Raw genomic sequence first — 16,587 nt, forward strand, 5'->3', positions numbered from 1 at the left:
CAGCCGGACGAGGGGCAGCGCCCGCTTATGACGGAGGCTTGAAGATGGACGATTCACGCGCTATGAACCGATGCGGGATAAGCATGCGTTGCTGATGAACCGGCTCGCCTTTCACCGCGCGAAGCAGCGTCTGGGACGCCGTGTAGCCCAGCTGATAGATGCCGATATCGACGGAGCTGATCGGCGGTGACGTCAGCTCGGACATCGGGATGTTGTTGAAGCCGGCGAGGGCCAGATCCTGCGGCACTTTAAAGCCGAGCTCGGTGACGCCGCCCAGCACGCCGAGTGCGACGACATCGTCCATGACGACAATCGCGCTCGGCCGATCCGGAACGTTCATGATGAACGACATGGCGCGGTAGCCGCTTTCTTGCAGGAAGTCGCCTTCGACGATCCAATCGGGACGAGCGGCGATGCCTGCTTCCGCAAGCGCGTTCCGGTAGCCGGCCAGCCGGTCCTTGGAGACGGTCAGGTCGGGCGGCCCGCTGACGAAGCCGATCCGAGTGTGGCCCTGGGCGATGAAATGGCGGGTCACGTCGTAAGCGGCCTGCACGTTGTTGTTGTCCACCGTCAGAATGTCGCTATGTTCTTCGCTGCGGCCGATCAGCACGAACGGAAAATTGTTTTCCTTCAGCAGTTTAATGACCGGATCGCCTTCGCGGGAATACAGCAGGATAAGTCCGTCCACGCGGCGGCCGCGCACGAGACGGTTGACCGCGTCGACCTCCTCGCGCTCGGTCGATCCCGTCGTCAGCATGAGATCGTAGCCGGAACGGGTGGCTTGCGTCACCACGCCGCGAATCACCTCGGAGAAAAACAAATTCAGGAACAGCTCTTCGGCCGGTCTCGGAAGGACGATTCCGATCGTGCGGGTCACCTTGGAGACGAGGCTTTTGGCCATTACGTTCGGATGATAGTCCATCGCCTCCATAATTTCCTTCACCTTACGCGCGGTGGCGGCACTGATCTTCGGATGGCCGGACAGGACGCGCGAAACGGTGGAGGGCGATACGCCCGCCTTTCTCGCGATGTCGACTATAGTTACGTTCAAGGGAACGACCTCCAATTTCCAATGCAAACGATTGAATGATGTCAGACTTTCGCAAAGCGAAAATCCTTTTTTTACTATGTTAGCGCAATCAACGGACGGTGTAAACCACATAATCGTGAACGGTACGCGGAAAATCGATCAAAAGGAAATATAGGTAAAATATACAGAAAACATGAGGAAATGCAAGGTAATGAGAGGAATTTCCTCGAATTTGCCGGGATATAAATGCAAAACCCGAAAAATCCGTTTTTACAAGCGTTCAAGCGGAGATTATTATTGTAGGCAAGTATTAAAGCGTTTTCACAAAGGGGGGGCGGCGTGGTGATACGTATCGTATCCGCATCCATTTTGTGCAAACGTTTGCTCTTACTTGATCACCCCAAATAGAGAGGAGTTTTTTTGATGAATCGAAGTTGTGTCGGCCGCAGGAAGGGGCTACAGTTGCTTTTAACGGCGGCCCTGCTGTTCCAGATTGTATCGGCTTTGCTGATTTTGCCGCCGGCCATGGCCGCTCCGAACGCAGAGCAATGGGCGGAGGAGCCCGGGGGAGCTTCCAAATGGGTCGTGGCCGGTACATTCACCGAATGGAATCCGTCCAATACGGCAGGCCAAATGAAGCACATCGTCGGCGGATTGTATACATACAGCACCGTGCTTCCGGCTGGAACCCATCAGTTCAAGCTGACCCGAAACGATACCTGGGACGGCTTCAGCAACGCGGGGAGCAACTTCTTCCTGACGCTCGAAGCGGAGACCGCCGTAAGCATCTATGTCAACGAGGAGATCAATGCGGCCAGAATTACGGCTCCCGGCGTGCAGGGCCTGCCGCAGTATACGGCGCCTCTTCCGGCGGAGAAATGGCCGCGGCTGGTCGGCAATCTCCAGACCGCCCTGGGCGGGACGGCCAACTGGTCTCCCGAAACATCGCAGCTTTATTTCGCGGATTACAACCTTGACGGCACGGTGTTTAAAATGCAAAGAACGCTGCCGCCGGGCTCCTATGAAGCCAAGGTGGCATTCGGCCCGAATTGGGATGAAAATTACGGCGCCACGGGCAGTGGCGGCGCCAATCTCCAGGTGGCGGGCGCGGCGGATGCGTATACGGTGTTTTCAATCGACTATGCGGGGGACAAGCTGCTGACCGCAGATACGATTATCCTGAACGGAGGCTTTGACGGCAGGATCAAGGCGCAAAGCCTGCAGTTCGACAGTCGCAGCATCACGTTCAAAAAGCCGTTCGGCGCAGTCAAGCAAGGACAGCAGGACGTCACCTTCCGCATTGCCGCAGCCAAGGACGACGTGCAACTGGCACGGCTGGAGCTGACCGGAGGCGACGGGAAGACCTCAACGTTCGATATGCGCAAAGCCACGGTCATCGGCGAGAAGGATTATTTCGAAGTATCCGTGCCGAAGGCGGCCTTTACGGAAATCGGTATCTGGGGCTATAAATTTCTGCTGATCGACGGGGGAACCAAGCTAGAATACGGCGACGATTCCGTGCGGGGCGGCAGCGGATCCGCAGTGGAGGAAGGGGCCGTGCCTTTCGATCTCACGGTGTATGATCCGGGGTTCGCCACACCCGACTGGATGAAAAATGCCGTCGTGTACCAGATTTTCCCCGACCGGTTCTTCGACGGGGACAAAGCGAACAACCGCGCCAAGCTGAAGGATGGCTACCGCGGCTTCCGCGACGAGGGCGACGATGTGGAGGCGATCGCCAGCTATCCTCTGCAATATTTCGACGGTGGCGTCGAGAACGACCCCTCGCCCGGGCAGGTGAAGGGGGAATGGAGCGCGATTCCGGAGAATCCGGATCGCAGCCTGCCGGAGAACAAGCCATATTATCCGGATGCCGAGACGGACGGAATCTGGACGAACGAGTTTTACGGCGGGGATATTCAGGGGGTGCGGCAGAAGCTGGATTATCTGAAGTCCATCGGGGTGACGGCCATTTATTTCAACCCGGTCGCATGGGCTGCATCCAACCATAAATATGATGCAACGGATTACAAGCATCTGGATCCGATGTTCGGTATGCCGGTGTACAACAAGCCAGGCGACCCGGCGAGCGGCCTGAACGTCGAAGCTACGCGAATTGCATCGGATCGGGTGTTTGTTGAATTCGCCAATGCTGCCCGCGGGCAGGGCATCAAGCTGATTGTGGACGGCGTTTTCAACCATGTCGGCGACGATTCGATCTACTTCGACCGTTACGAGAAGTATCCGGAGATCGGTTCTTACGAGTACTGGGCGAAGGTGTACGACATCCAGAACACAACGGCGGGCATGACGGTCGAGCAGGCCGAGGCGCAGGCGCAGGACTATTTTACGGGCCTGATCAATCCGAAGACCGGCAGCAATTATAAGTATCCGCAGGATTTCGAATTTGTGAACTGGTTCACGGTCAAAAACGAGCGGGTTAAAGACCGGGAAGGCACAAGCGATATTTATAAATACGACGCCTGGTGGGGCTACGATTCTCTGCCGGCTATGGACGCCGTGGGACCGCAAGCCGGCGATTCGGAGGCGCTTGAAGGCGTTCACGAATGGAATAATGCGAGTTACCGCGATTACGTCATCGGCCGTGACCTGACCGGTTTGACGAAGGAGAAAGCCGATACGGCCATGCAGAATACGGCTTCGCAGCGCTGGAACTGGATGGGGGCGAGCGGCTGGCGTCTGGATGTGGCGCCGGATGTATCCGAAGGGACATGGAAAAAGTTCCGTGCAGCCGTCAAATCGCAAGCGGGCCGCCTTGACGCGAACGGCAATCCGATAGAGGAGCCGATCATCCTCGGCGAGGAGTGGGGCGTCGCCACCCGTTACTTGCTCGGCGACCAATTCGACTCGGTCATGAACTACCGCTTCCGCAGCGCTCTGCAAAGCTTCATGATCGACGGCAACGCAGCGAATTTCGATCAGGCGCTGGAATCGATACGTGAGGACTATCCGGAGGAAGCGTGGCAGGTCATGCTCAATCTGGTCGGCTCCCATGATACGACGCGATCGATTACGAAGCTGCAATTTCCGAGCTACGAGGAGGAGCGGACCCAAATAGCGCCTGAAGCAAGCGATGCTGCGCTGGTCGACCAGCAGCTGACCGCGATTTTCCAGATGGGTTACCCGGGCGCGCCGACTGTATATTACGGGGACGAAGTGGGACTTGTCGGTACGAAGGATCCCGACTCACGGCGGACGTTTCCGTGGGAGCGCGTAACAGGCGGCGGTGGCAGCTATAAGGGAGTTGGCCGTTACGCAAGCCTTTTCAACACCTATAAAACGGCAGCCGCCGTCCGCAACGACAATGAGGTGTTCCGCACGGGGGACATCCGCCTCTCGTATGCGGCGGGAGACGTTATCGCCTATGCTCGAAAGACTGAGAGCAAGGGCGGCCTGATGGCTATTAACCGCAGCAATGAGGCGCAGACGATCGATGTGAAAACCGCGGGCTTCCTGCCGGACGGTCTGACCCTTGTCGATCAGCTCGGCGGATCGATTCAGGCGGTCGTCAACGGTGGCAAGGCCTCCCTCACGATTCCAGCGAAAACCGGCGTCATGATGGTGTCCAAGGAGACGATCAGCGCACTGCCGGTCGTGACCGGGCTGGCTGCCAACGCGGGCAACGGAAAGGTGGACCTCACCTGGCAGGCCGTTAATGGAGCTGACGGGTACCGGGTATACCGGTCGCTGATCGAGGGCGGCGACATCGAGTATGTTGGCGAGGCGGCCGCCACGGCTTATTCGGATACGCGAGTGGTGAACGCCACCAAGTATTATTACACGGTTACCGCGTTCAAGGATGTATCGGAGAGCCTGCCGGCCGACGCCGTATCGGCTACGCCGTACTTCCCGATTGACGCAGTCGGCATACCATCGTCGGTCAACGATGTGACGCTGGGCGTCGGAAACAAGACGGCCGATATCACCGTCTCGGCTGCCGTGTACGGCTTGACCGATAACCCGCAGTATTCGAACAAGTCCGCGCCCAGCTTGACGGGCAAGCTTTTTTACTACTTGGACAAGGAGGGCGTTACTCCGGATACTGCCTTGTCGGTTCCCTTGCAGTATAAACAGGATTCGGGCGGCGCGAAGGTGTACAAGGCCGCCTTCGAACCGGTCGAGCCGGGTGTCTACCGGTATTTCGCCGTCTTCACAACGAATAACGGCGAGACAGGGTACACTTCGGGGGAAAGCCGGGTGAATGCGCTGGCAGATACGCAGGATACGACGCCTCCCGCTGCTCCGGTGCTGGGTGCCATCTTGCAGGAATCGAGCCGTGCCGCTCTGGTCTGGACCGTGAGCGACACCTCCGTCAAGGGCTTTGAAATTTACCGATCTTCATCGGCGGACCCGGCCTGGCGGAAAATCGCGGCCGTCAATAAGGACGCCTCAGCCTATGTCGATTTCACCGTCAATAACGATATCGCATACAGGTATAAAGTGTCCGCCTATGACCAGGCCTACAACCGTTTGTCCTCGAACGAGCAGCCGGTTACGCCGAAGCTGGTCATGATCGATGTCACACTGCGCCTGCGAATCCCGGATTACACGCCGGCTACGGACGACATAACGATCGCGGGCAGCTTTAACGGCTGGAACGTACAATCGACCAAGCTTAACGTGCCCAGCGGGGCAACCAACCGCAGCATCCTGGAGTATTCGTTCAAGATGATGGCGGGCAAAACTATCGAATACAAATACGCACGGGGCAGCTGGCCCACCGAGGCGTATACCAGCCACAGCCGTCTGCCGAACGACACCAGCGACGCGGGCAACTGGGCTTACAGCTCGACCGATACGAACATGAAGCTGAAAATAGCCAACCAGGGCGGCAATCGGATGGTGGTCGATGATTATGTGCTGCGCTGGGCGGATATGCCGATGATGGTGTCGATACCGAGAATTTCATACGGTGAGGATATCGCGTTTTCGACTGCGGACCCGAGCTTCAGGCTGAAGGCCAACGTCCCTTATGGCGTATCGTTCACCATCAACGACAAGCCGATCAAGGCGGGCGAGATGGACCCATTCGGACAGGTAGATGTCGGGTCGATCCCGCTTAATCCGGGATTGAATACGTTCAAGCTTCATATTGAACCGACGGAGGAGACGCTTAATCTGCCTTGGTATGTAGACAAAGGGAGAGCGGGCCAAGCGACGAAAACACTGAACCTGACCGTTACGCGAACGTCGTCCGATTCGCCGTCGTCCGGTTCAGGCCCGGGAGCCGGGCCCAATGCTCCGACCGCACCGGCTGCACCGTCAGGTCCGCAGACATCGACTGAAACGATCAGCGAAAAAACGCTTGAAGCCGCCCCTGACGCAGGGGGCACCGTCACCGTCGAAATCGCCGCCGGTACGCAGCAGGTATTGCTGCCGCTTCGTACGGCCGATTTCGTTCAAGACGGCAAGCTGCTGCTGAAGCAAAGCAAGCTGGCTGTCGAGGTGCCGGCGGAGGTGCTGAAAGCGCTGAAAAGCTTGGCGCAGGGCACGGGCACGGGCACAGGCTCGGACGCGAGCGGCGGGCAAATCGCGTTCGAGATGAAGCCGTTAAACAACGAGGCTGCGAAGTCGGCGGTTGGGCAGGCTTCGGTCACAGCCGGAAACATCCGGGCGATCAGTCAAGTATACGAGTTCCGTCTGTCCGTGCTGGGGGAGAACGGTTCCCGGCAATTCCTTGCCGCCTTTGAGCGGCCGATCACGATTGCTTTTGACGTCGAGGGCACAGCGGATCCCGATACCGCGGGCGTCTACTTCATCGGAGATGACGGCACGCTGGAGTATGCGGGAGGGGTATGGAACGGAAATACAGTTTCCGCAGAAGTCGGCCATTTCAGCCAATATGCCGTGCTTCAAATCGAGCGGACATTCGCGGATGTCGGGGCCGCGCATTGGGCGCGCCTGGCGATCAAATCCCTGGCGGCCAAACAAGTCGTGAACGGCACCGATACCCGTTCGTTCGCGCCGGAACGCAGCGTGACACGGGCCGAGTTCACGTCGATGCTCGTTCGCGCCCTGCGATTGTCCCCGGGCGAAGAAACGTCGCTGACGTTCAAGGACGTTCCGGCCGGCGCATGGTATGCGGACGAAGTTTCGGCCGCCGTTGCGGCGGGTATTCTCAAAGGCAAGGGTACCACCGCCGCATTGGCGCCGAACGACGGGATCACCCGTGCCGAGATGGCCGTTTTGCTGACAAGAGCCTTCAAGCAGGCGATCGAACCGGCAAAGGCTGCGGCAAGCCGCTTCCAGGTGAGCTTCAAGGATGAGGCGCGCTTCAGCCCATGGGCTGCGGAAGCGATCGCGGAAGCCGCCGGATTAGGGCTCGTTAAGGGCCGCTCGGGCAATGTATTCCTGCCGGATGCGGAGTTAAGCCGCGCGGAGAGCGCTCAGGCGATCTACAATTTGCTGTCAAAATAATCGGCGTATACGGGATCGACCGTTTTCACGAGCAAACGCCATCTGGGGGTTCATCCTCCAGGTGGCGTTTGCTGTCGTCTTTGGACGTTTGCCGTTTGCCCCGCGTATGCAAGAAGGGTAAAATCGAGGGTGAGACTGTCGATAATTGGGAAAGGGCGGATGAGATTTGGAACTGATGGAAGCGATCAGGGGACGCAGATCGCTCGGCCGGGTAAAGGCCGATCCGATTCCGCGCGAGACAATCGAGCTCATATTGGAAGCGGGTAACTGGGCGCCTAGCCACCATCACACCGAGCCCTGGCGGTTTATCGTCATGACGGGCAGCGGCCGGGACGTGCTCGCGCGCGCATATGGAGACATTGCCGCCGAGCGGGCTAAAGTGTCGGATGAACCGGCGCTTGCGGAGCTGCGGGCCAAGCACGGGGCAAAAGCGTACCGCGCGCCAGTGGTGATCGCCGTCACGGTCAAGCCTTCGGACGATCCGGGAGTGATCCGGATCGAGGAATTCGCCGCTGCCCACGCCGCCGTGCAGAACATGCTGCTCATGGCGCATTCGCTCGGCCTGGGCGCGATCTGGCGTTCGGGAGAACCGATCTACCATGCCCGAATGAAGGAGGCGCTCGGGATGGATGAGAACGAGTGGCTGGTCGGGCTTGTATACGCTGGGGTGCCGGATATGGCGGCGCCTGCCGGCAGGAGGAAACCAGCTGCGGACAAGACGGTATGGCTCGACGGAACCGAATCGAACAAATAGTAGGCTATCAGGGCGGCAGTTCCGCCGGGCGCGTGCAAGGGCGTTCGGAGGACTGACGCCCTTCGACATTTTTTTCGATTGACAGGGTAGCGGCCGCGTGCGAAAATGTACGCGTGTACATCAAAACGGAACAAGGTGGTCTCGGTAGACGAATGGCTACGCGCAAAGAGGTTGCGGACATGGCAGGCGTGTCGGAGGCGACGGTTTCGAGAGTGATGAACGGCGTGGGGCCGATCCGCGAGTCGACCCGGCAGAAGGTGCTGGAAGCAGCCCAAACCTTGAATTATCATATGAATGCGATTGCTTCCAGCTTTGCCCGCGGCCGAAGCGGCAATCTCGGCGTCGTCATTCCGCATGTGCCGAAGGTGCGACTTTTCTCGACCTATTATTTCTCGGAGATGATGAGCGGCATTGGCGAGGCGGCGCGCGCGCACGGCTGCGGCTTGCTGCTGCTGTACCGCGATCCTGCGGTGCCGTACGACTATGTGTCGCTGTTCCGAACGCAAAGGATTGACGGCTGCCTGGTGCTCGGCGCCAACTCGCTGCCTTCCGAAACGACTGGCATCGCTGCGATGGCGGAGGCCGGGCTGCCCTTCTGCCTGATCGATCAGAGCTTCGACGACCCGGGTGTGAGCGCCGTGGTCGCGGCTCATGAGACGGGAAGCTACCATGCGGTCAGTCATCTTATTGAAAGCGGTTTCGGACGTATCGGCTTTCTGAACGGCGCCCCTCAGTATTCGACCAGCGCCGACCGGCTTGCGGGCTATAGGCGCGCATTGGAGGAGTCGGGAATCGGCTTCGATCCCGGGCTGCTCTACGAGGGCAATTACAGCATGAGAAGCGGCCAGGCGGCGGCTGCGGCGGTATTTGCGGACAGGGAGAAGCTGGACGCCGTATTCGTCGCCAACGACCGGATGGCGATAGGCCTGCTGCAGGGGCTGCGCGAGCGGGGGTGCGAGACGCCGGAGGATATGCGCATCGTCGGTTATGACGATTCGGATGCGTCGCGCATATCGGATCCGCCGCTAACAACGGTGAAGGTGCCTTTCTATGAGATGGGTTTGACGGCGGCGGATATGCTGCTGGAGCGGATTCCCGGCTGGTCCGCCGGCGCGTCCGTTTTCCGCAGGACGATGCCGACCGAGCTCGTTGTTAGGAAATCGTCCGCAAAATAATCAATATCGGGAGGGTTAACAGATGAAGCTGAATGTCGGAATGGTCGGTTACAAGTTTATGGGCAAAGCCCATAGCCAGGCTTACAAGGACGCACCGATGTTTTTTCCGGATGCGCCGAAGCCTGTGATGAAGGCGATCTGCGGCCGCGATCCGGAGGGCCTTGCCCAGGCTGCGGCGCAATTCGGCTGGGAATCGATGGAGACCGACTGGCGCGCGCTTGTCGCACGGGACGATATCGATCTGATCGATATCAATGCGCCGTCCAACGCGCATAAAGACATTGCGCTTGCAGCGGCCAAGGCCGGCAAACATATATTCTGCGAGAAGCCGCTTGCGCTGACGCTGGCTGATTCTCGCGAGATGCTGGAGGCGGCGGAGTCCGTCGGCGTTAAGCATATGGTCGGCTTCAATTACCGGTTCGCGCCGGCCGTGCAGCTGGCGAAGAAGCTCGTCGAGGAAGGGCGGCTGGGCCGCATTTATCATTACCGCGCCTGGTTTTTGCAGGATTGGATCGTCGACCCCGACTTTCCGCTTGTGTGGAGGCTGGATAAAAACATCGCCGGCTCGGGCTCGCTCGGAGACCTTGGCGCGCATCTGATCGATCTTGCTCATTTCCTGATCGGGGACATGAAAGAGGTCATCGGCATGAGCGAGACGTTCATTAAGGAGCGGCCAATGCCGTCCTCCATGACCGGACTCAGCGGCAAGGGCAGCGTGGATGCGCCGAAGGGACCTGTTACGGTCGATGATGCGGCGCTGTTCCTGACCCGGTTCGCGAACGGGGCGGTAGGCAGCTTCGAGGCGACGCGTTACGCATTGGGACACCGGTGCACGAATGCGTTCGAGATTAACGGAAGCAAAGGCAGCGTGAAATTCGATTTTGAACGGATGAACGAGCTGCAGGTTTATTTTGGCGATGACTCCGAAGAGGTGCAGGGATTCCGCAGGGTGCTTGCGACCGATCCGGCGCACGCTTATATGAATGCGTGGTGGCCGGCCGGCCACACGATCGGCTATGGCCAGACGTTCACGCACGAGGTCGTCGAATTGCTTCATGCCATTGCGGCAGACCGCCAGCCGGTGCCGAATTTCCGTGACGGCGTTGCCTGTCAGGCCGTGCTCGAGGCGGTGGAACGGTCGATCGTCGAACGGCGTTGGGTGGGCATTGAGGAGATGTAGCCGGCGCCTGCCGGTGCATGCTTGAAGATGAGAGCTTACGGACAGGAGGAGTCGGCATGCAGAAAGCGTTGATCGTATGGGGCGGCTGGAGCGGGCATGAGCCCGAGCAGGCGGCGGACCATTTTCGCGGGATACTGGAGCAGGAGGGCTTTGGGGTCGAGGTGGCGGATTCCCTTGAGGCGTTCGCCGATGCCGGGAAGCTGCTGGAACTCGATTTGATCGTGCCGCTCTGGACGATGGGTCGGATTGAACAGAAGCTGGTCGATAACGTGTCGGCGGCTGTTCAGAGCGGCGTAGGGCTGGCCGGCTGCCATGGCGGCATGTGCGACGCGTTCCGCGAGAATGTGGACTGGCAGTTTATGACCGGCGGTCAATGGGTGGCTCATCCGGGCAACGACGGCGTCGAGTATGTCGTCAACGTCAAGCACAGCACAAGCCCGCTGGTTGCCGGGATCGGGGACTTCGGCGTCAAGTCGGAGCAATATTATTTGCACGTCGATCCGGCTGTCGAGGTGCTGGCGACGACGCGGTTTCCCGTCGTGCCGGGACCGCATTCGCTGAATGGGCCGGTCGATATGCCGGTCGTATGGACGAAACGCTGGGGAATCGGACGCGTCTACTACAATTCGCTCGGCCATGTGGCCGATATCGTGCGGATGCCAGTCGTGTCCGAATTGATGCGGCGCGGCTTCCTATGGACGGCGGAAGGCAGGCGCGAGGCGCTTCGGAATGCGGCGGGGCAGCGCGAAGTCTATTCGGGCATGGCCGATAATCAGCTTTAGAGCGAGAAGAAGAAGGAGAGAGGAATCGTGGATAAAGTAAAAGTCGGCATGATCGGCACGGGCAACATCAGCGGCATTTATTTTCAGAACGGCGGACGGTTCGAATCGATGGAAATCGCGGCATGCGCCGATCTCGATGTGGAGCGGGCGAAGGTCAAGGCCGCCGAGCACGGCGTGCGCGGCTGCTCGGTGGAGCAGTTGCTGGCCGATCCGGAGATCGAGATGGTCATCAATCTGACGATTCCGGCGGCGCACGCTCCCGTGTGTATCCAGGCGCTGGAAGCGGGCAAGCATGTGTACGTCGAAAAACCGCTGTCGGTCACGCGCGAGGACGCGGCGCGTATGCTGGACATCGCGCGGAGCAAAAATTTGCTCGTCGGCTGCGCGCCGGATACGTTTCTGGGCGCAGGCATCCAGACGTGCATCAAGCTGATCGAAGACGGTGCGATCGGCACGCCGATCGGGGCGACCGCTTTCATGATGAGCGGGGGCACCGAATCGTGGCATCCGGCGCCGGAATTTTTCTATAAAACGGGCGGCGGCCCGATGTTCGATATGGGGCCTTATTATTTGACGGCGTTAATTGCCATGCTCGGCCCGATCAGCCGGGTAACGGGCTCGGCGCGCATCTCCTATCCGGAGCGGCTCATTACAAGCGAGCCGCTTAGGGGACAGCGGATTACGGTAGATGTGCCGACGCATGTCGCCGGCATTATCGATTTCGCGGCCGGACCGATCGGCACGATTTTGACCAGCTTTGACGTGAAGGGCGGCTCGGTGCTCCCGCGTATTGAAGTATACGGCAGCGAGGGAACGCTTGTCGTGCCGGATCCGAACATGTTCGGCGGCGAGATCCGGTTATCGCGCGCCGGCTCGCGGGAGTGGACCGACATCGCGCTCACGCATGCCAATGCAGAGAACGCGCGGGGCATCGGCGCGGCCGACATGGCCAAAGCGATCCGCACCGGACGCAGCTACCGGGCCGCCGGCGAGCTGGCCTATCATGTGCTGGAGGCGATGCACGGCTTCCACGACGCGTCCGAGCAGGGCCGGCATTACGCGATGCGCAGCACCTGCGCGAAGCCGGCGCCGCTTCCGGCCGGTCTGGCGGATTATGAGCTGGATTAATAGCCTCAACGCAAGCACGGATAGGCTGGAAGCAATCTTTTCCATAAGGGCATCGGGCATCGACCCAGGGAGATATGGGAGGGTAAACCGCAAGGGTACATGTGGAGAACAACAGGTCGATCCCATATGTTCACTCCCCGTCAAATATTATCCTCAAGCGCTTCAAGCGTGGACCCTACCGAATTAAATATTTAAAGTATTTTGCGGAACCGCCGCATAAGCTTGGGATAGGGATAAAGGACAGAGTGGTGCTGTACGGCCTTGTGGAGAGGGGGAGTCCGGTGGCCGGTTGGAGGAGAAGGCGGTGGCGTAGCAGGGGAGGCAGAAGCAGCAGAGGAGGAAGACGAGGCAGGGGCATCGGGTTTCGGCTGGGAGGCAAAAAGCTGGCGCTGCTCATCCTGCTGCTGTTTGCTGTACTGACGGTTCAGACGTTTGTGTTCATCGAGAAAAATTTACGTCCGCCCCTGATGACGGTAGCTACGCTGCGCGTGAAGCAGATTGCGACGGAGTCGATTAATGAGGCGATATCCAAGCAGGTTGCGGGCGAATCCGACTATGAACGGCTGGTCGAGTGGAAAACGAATGCCGATGGGAAAATCTCGGGCTTCATGCTGAATTACGGCGAGCATATGCGGATCACGTCGGAGACCATCGAAACGGTTCAGAAAACGCTGGGCGATATTAAACAACTGCCGGAATATATTCCGATCGGCCAGGCGCTCGGCAGCGCGATTATTTCGTCCTTCGGGCCCCGGGTGCCCGTGCGTCTGGAGCCGATCGGGGCGGTCAAGGTCGACCTGAACACGCGGCAAACCAACGCGGGCATCAACATGATCCTGGTGGAAGTTTTTATACGCATCCGCGCCGAGGTGGCGATCATCATCCCGTTCGATACGAAGCCGGAGACCGTGCAGACGGAAATTCCGATATCCTACCTGCTCGTGGTCGGCGATGTGCCGATGTATTACTATGACAACAAAGGCAATCCCGTCGGCGGCGCGGCGCCGAATGCGCCGAATATCGCCGTGCCGATGGAACCGGGCGGGGGCGTGTCGAAGGAGTCCGGCCAGCAGACGGGTGGAGCCGGCAGCGGAGACGTATCGCAGGAAGCGGACGTCGGGACCACTCTGGCTCCGCGGGAGTAGAGCGGGGTACGGCGGGAGGCCGGGCAAGGAGCATGGTGCGACTGGCGCAGCGGGCGCCGAGCCGCGTTATCGGACCGGCTGCGATGAAGAAACGTAAATAGCACAGCGGTGATAGGATTAATGCCGCGATTAATGAACCGCCTTCATCAGCCGGCACGGTGTATCGAATTCAGCGCTTGTCCGATCGAACAAGTAGAACCCGCCGGGCGGCGGGTTCTACTTGTTTTTCTTCCCGCGGATTTTGCGCCATTCCTCCTGCTCCCATGATTTAAGGCTGGGGTAAGGATCGAAGGCCCACTCGACAAGGCCGCGGTCCCGGTACACGCCGTAATGCAGATGGGGCGGGAACTTGCCCGATGTGCCCGGCTTGCCGTAGCCGGAGCTGCCGACCCAGCCGATCGTCTGTCCGGGCGTCACGATGTCGCCGACCGCCACCTTTCTCTCAAAGCCGGACAGGTGAGCGTAATAATGGTACACGTTGTCGAGATCCCGAATGCCTATTCGCCAGCCGCCGAAAGGATTCCAGCCCTTCACTTCGACGATGCCGTAGCATGTGCTGCGGACGGGGACACCGTAACCGGCAAAAATATCCGTGCCCTCGTGAATTCGGTACCCGCCCCAGCCTCGTCTCGCCCCCCAGGTGCTGCGGTAGGAATAATTGGCGCGGACGGGCAGCGGAAAAGCATGCTCGAACAGGTCCAGCCTGTCGAAGGCGTCGTACAGCCGTGAAAATTGCATGACCCGCTGCACTGCCCGCGTATTGCGGTAATATTCCCACAACCCGATGGCGAAGTCATCCGTAGCTGTGCCGTGAGCGAGCACATGGCTTGCGATCGTGTACATGACGTCCGCGTCGTTCAGTCTGTCCGCTTTGCCGTCGCCGTCGCCGTCCCGGCCAATTCCGCCGAAATGGCGAATGGCGGCGAGGGAAGTCTCTGCTTCATCGGGATTCAAGGCGCCGCTCCAGCGGGAGGGCGGAATGTAGATAGACAGCAAGCCGCCGGAAACGGGTCTCGCTTTCGGCCTCGCTTTGGTCAATGTGCGCTCGTATTGGTCGATCGCCGCCAAATAATACCAAGGGATTCCGGTAAGGGTGCTGGTTTGTTCGAAAATGTTCCGGCGCTGCGCCATCCGCTCGGCTTCCGTCGGTTCTTTGGCCGAAGCGGGCTTCGCCTCCGAATGGGCCGTCGGAACGGCCGCCGAGCAGGGGGAGAGGGCCGCGGACGAGGCCATAAGCGCCGCGAGACCGAAGGCCGCCCATTTTCGGATGGTGGTTAAGGGCTGTTGTTCCCAATTCCGTCGCATGTCGGTTTCAATCGCCTCCTTGTCTGCGGTTAGCATTTGCATATCATTGGTTTTTATCCGATTCGTGCTATAATAAGGGATAATCGATATACTGGAGCGGAGCAGGCTCCGCTTGCCAAGAAAGCAGGTAATCTTCATGAGTACAAAACAACGCAACAAGGAACCCAAGCCGGATTGGCTTCGCATAAGACTGACGACCGACGGTAATTACGCCGAAATCAAGGACATGATGCGTTCGAAAACGTTGCATACCGTATGCGAGGAAGCGCGCTGCCCGAACATTTATGAATGCTGGGCCAACCGCACGGCGACCTTTATGATTCTCGGCGATATCTGCACGCGGGCCTGCCGCTTCTGCGCGGTCAAGACGGGCCTGCCGACGGAGCTGGATTTGCAGGAGCCGGAACGTGTGGCCGAGGCGGCCGTCCAGATGGGGCTGCGCCATTGCGTCGTCACTTCGGTGGCGCGGGACGATCTCGCGGACGGCGGCGCATCCATTTTTGCGGCGACTGTCCGCGCGATCCGCGAGAGGCTGCCTCTGTGCAGCATTGAAGTGCTGATTCCCGATTTCCAAGGCAATTGGGATGCCCTTCAGGTCGTGATGGACGCCAGGCCGGACATTCTGAATCACAACATCGAGACGGTGGAACGTCTGTCCGACAAGGTTCGGGCTAAGGCGAAATACGACCGCTCGCTTGAATTGCTGAGAAGAGCGAAGGGAATGGCGCCGTCCATTCCGACCAAGTCGAGCATGATGCTCGGCGTCGGTGAAGAGCGTGAGGAAATTTTGCGCTCGATGGACGATTTACGGGCGGTGGACGTCAACATTCTGACGCTGGGCCAATATTTGCAGCCTTCGCCGGCGCATCTTGCCGTGGAGCGCTACGTGCATCCGGACGAATTCAAGTCCTTGAAGGAAGAAGGCATCGCACGCGGGTTCAGCCATGTGGAATCCGGGCCGATGGTACGCAGCTCGTATCATGCGCACGAGCAGGTGCAATCCGCTGCGAAGGCGCAGCCGGCGAATGGCTGACTGCAGGTAAGGCGGGAACGATCGAGAAGGAGGCACATCGTTGATTCAAATCGCGGGCAGACTTTACGAGCTTGTACATGAGCATAAAAACGCCTGGAACCCCGAGGCGTTCAAAGGACGATACAGCGATGTGCTGGATCGTTACGATTATATTATCGGGGACTGGGGCTACAATCAGTTGCGGCTGAAGGGTTTCTACAAGGAGGGCCACCCCAAAGGGACGAAGGACTCGACGATTGTCTCGTTGGTCGATTACATTAACGAGTACTGCAATTTCGGGTGCGCTTATTTCGTGCTTCAGAAGGCTCCGGGAAGCAAAAGGCCGGAAGGCGAGTACGTGCCCGAAGGCATTGCGTCGGATGAAGAAGGGCGATTTGTTGCGCTGGACCGCGAGGATGCGGCAGCCGTCACCGATGAAGTGGACGCAGACGGCGAGCGAGCGGCGCGCCAGCCGGAGCCGCCGGCCGGGCGGATGGGGGATTGGCGCCAGAACCGTTACGGTCTGCAGCGGGAGCGCCCGGTTCCCGTGCTCCGCGAGACGCAATCGGGAGCGGGCCGCGACGGGCAGCATGGGAAACCGCGCGACCGCGACCGGGACAAGCAGTCGGGCGGCGGCA

Annotated in this window: 11 protein-coding genes; 9 read left to right on the forward strand and 2 right to left on the reverse strand. The window is 59.4% G+C overall.

Annotation, left to right across the window (positions count from 1 at the left end; all coding sequences use genetic code 11):
• Positions 1-25: 25 nt before the first annotated feature.
• Positions 26-1,051, reverse strand: a complete 1,026-nt coding sequence (locus tag BG52_RS13295) for a LacI family DNA-binding transcriptional regulator (RefSeq protein WP_036583330.1) — start codon at positions 1,049-1,051, stop codon at positions 26-28.
• 441 nt (positions 1,052-1,492) lie between these two features.
• Here BG52_RS13295 and BG52_RS13300 point away from each other — a divergent pair, with 441 nt between their 5' ends.
• The 7 genes from BG52_RS13300 (at position 1,493) to yunB (ending at position 13,632) form a co-directional block, all read left to right on the forward strand.
• Positions 1,493-7,468, forward strand: a complete 5,976-nt coding sequence (locus BG52_RS13300; RefSeq protein WP_051602340.1) for an alpha-amylase family glycosyl hydrolase — start codon at positions 1,493-1,495, stop codon at positions 7,466-7,468.
• A 166-nt stretch (positions 7,469-7,634) separates the two neighbouring features.
• Positions 7,635-8,222, forward strand: coding sequence for a nitroreductase family protein (locus BG52_RS13305; protein ID WP_223299018.1), 588 nt, complete (start codon positions 7,635-7,637; stop codon positions 8,220-8,222).
• 152 nt (positions 8,223-8,374) lie between these two features.
• Positions 8,375-9,397 carry a LacI family DNA-binding transcriptional regulator gene (locus BG52_RS13310; protein WP_036583328.1) on the forward strand — a complete coding sequence of 341 codons (1,023 nt, stop codon included), beginning with the start codon at positions 8,375-8,377 and terminating at the stop codon, positions 9,395-9,397.
• Between the two features lie 22 nt (positions 9,398-9,419).
• On the forward strand, positions 9,420-10,577 hold the full coding sequence (locus BG52_RS13315) for a Gfo/Idh/MocA family protein (RefSeq protein WP_036583326.1): 1,158 nt from the start codon (positions 9,420-9,422) through the stop codon (positions 10,575-10,577).
• 56 nt (positions 10,578-10,633) lie between these two features.
• Entirely contained in the window at positions 10,634-11,359 is a 726-nt protein-coding gene (locus BG52_RS13320) for a ThuA domain-containing protein (RefSeq protein ID WP_036583324.1), read from the forward strand.
• A 27-nt stretch (positions 11,360-11,386) separates the two neighbouring features.
• On the forward strand, positions 11,387-12,487 hold the full coding sequence (locus tag BG52_RS13325; RefSeq protein WP_190287545.1) for a Gfo/Idh/MocA family protein: 1,101 nt from the start codon (positions 11,387-11,389) through the stop codon (positions 12,485-12,487).
• A 245-nt stretch (positions 12,488-12,732) separates the two neighbouring features.
• The gene (yunB, locus tag BG52_RS13330) at positions 12,733-13,632 is read left to right on the forward strand and encodes a sporulation protein YunB (RefSeq protein WP_223299019.1); all 900 of its coding nucleotides are present in this window, start codon (positions 12,733-12,735) and stop codon (positions 13,630-13,632) included.
• Positions 13,633-13,848: 216 nt separating this feature from the next.
• Here the strand turns inward: yunB and BG52_RS13335 are convergent, their stop codons facing one another.
• Positions 13,849-14,937 carry a M23 family metallopeptidase gene (locus BG52_RS13335; protein ID WP_051588122.1) on the reverse strand — a complete coding sequence of 363 codons (1,089 nt, stop codon included), beginning with the start codon at positions 14,935-14,937 and terminating at the stop codon, positions 13,849-13,851.
• A gap of 136 nt (positions 14,938-15,073) precedes the next feature.
• Between BG52_RS13335 and lipA the strand changes: the two genes are divergently transcribed.
• Both lipA and BG52_RS15505 read left to right on the forward strand, forming a co-directional pair.
• Positions 15,074-15,970 carry a lipoyl synthase gene (gene lipA, locus BG52_RS13340; RefSeq protein ID WP_036583321.1) on the forward strand — a complete coding sequence of 299 codons (897 nt, stop codon included), beginning with the start codon at positions 15,074-15,076 and terminating at the stop codon, positions 15,968-15,970.
• Between the two features lie 40 nt (positions 15,971-16,010).
• Positions 16,011-16,587: YutD family protein (locus BG52_RS15505; RefSeq protein ID WP_144340830.1), on the forward strand; the 577-nt coding region annotated here is incomplete at its 3' end.

This window comes from Paenibacillus darwinianus, from assembly GCF_000598065.1.
In the GTDB taxonomy this organism is placed as follows: domain Bacteria; phylum Bacillota; class Bacilli; order Paenibacillales; family Paenibacillaceae; genus Paenibacillus_I; species Paenibacillus_I darwinianus.

Coding starts and splice junctions, on each gene's coding strand:
- BG52_RS13310 (WP_036583328.1), top strand. CDS start 8,375: ATGGCTACGCGCAAAGAGGTTGCGGACATGGCAGGCGTGTCGGAGGCG.
- BG52_RS13315 (WP_036583326.1), top strand. CDS start 9,420: ATGAAGCTGAATGTCGGAATGGTCGGTTACAAGTTTATGGGCAAAGCC.
- BG52_RS13320 (WP_036583324.1), top strand. CDS start 10,634: ATGCAGAAAGCGTTGATCGTATGGGGCGGCTGGAGCGGGCATGAGCCC.
- BG52_RS13335 (WP_051588122.1), bottom strand. CDS start 14,937: ATGCGACGGAATTGGGAACAACAGCCCTTAACCACCATCCGAAAATGG.
- lipA (WP_036583321.1), top strand. CDS start 15,074: ATGAGTACAAAACAACGCAACAAGGAACCCAAGCCGGATTGGCTTCGC.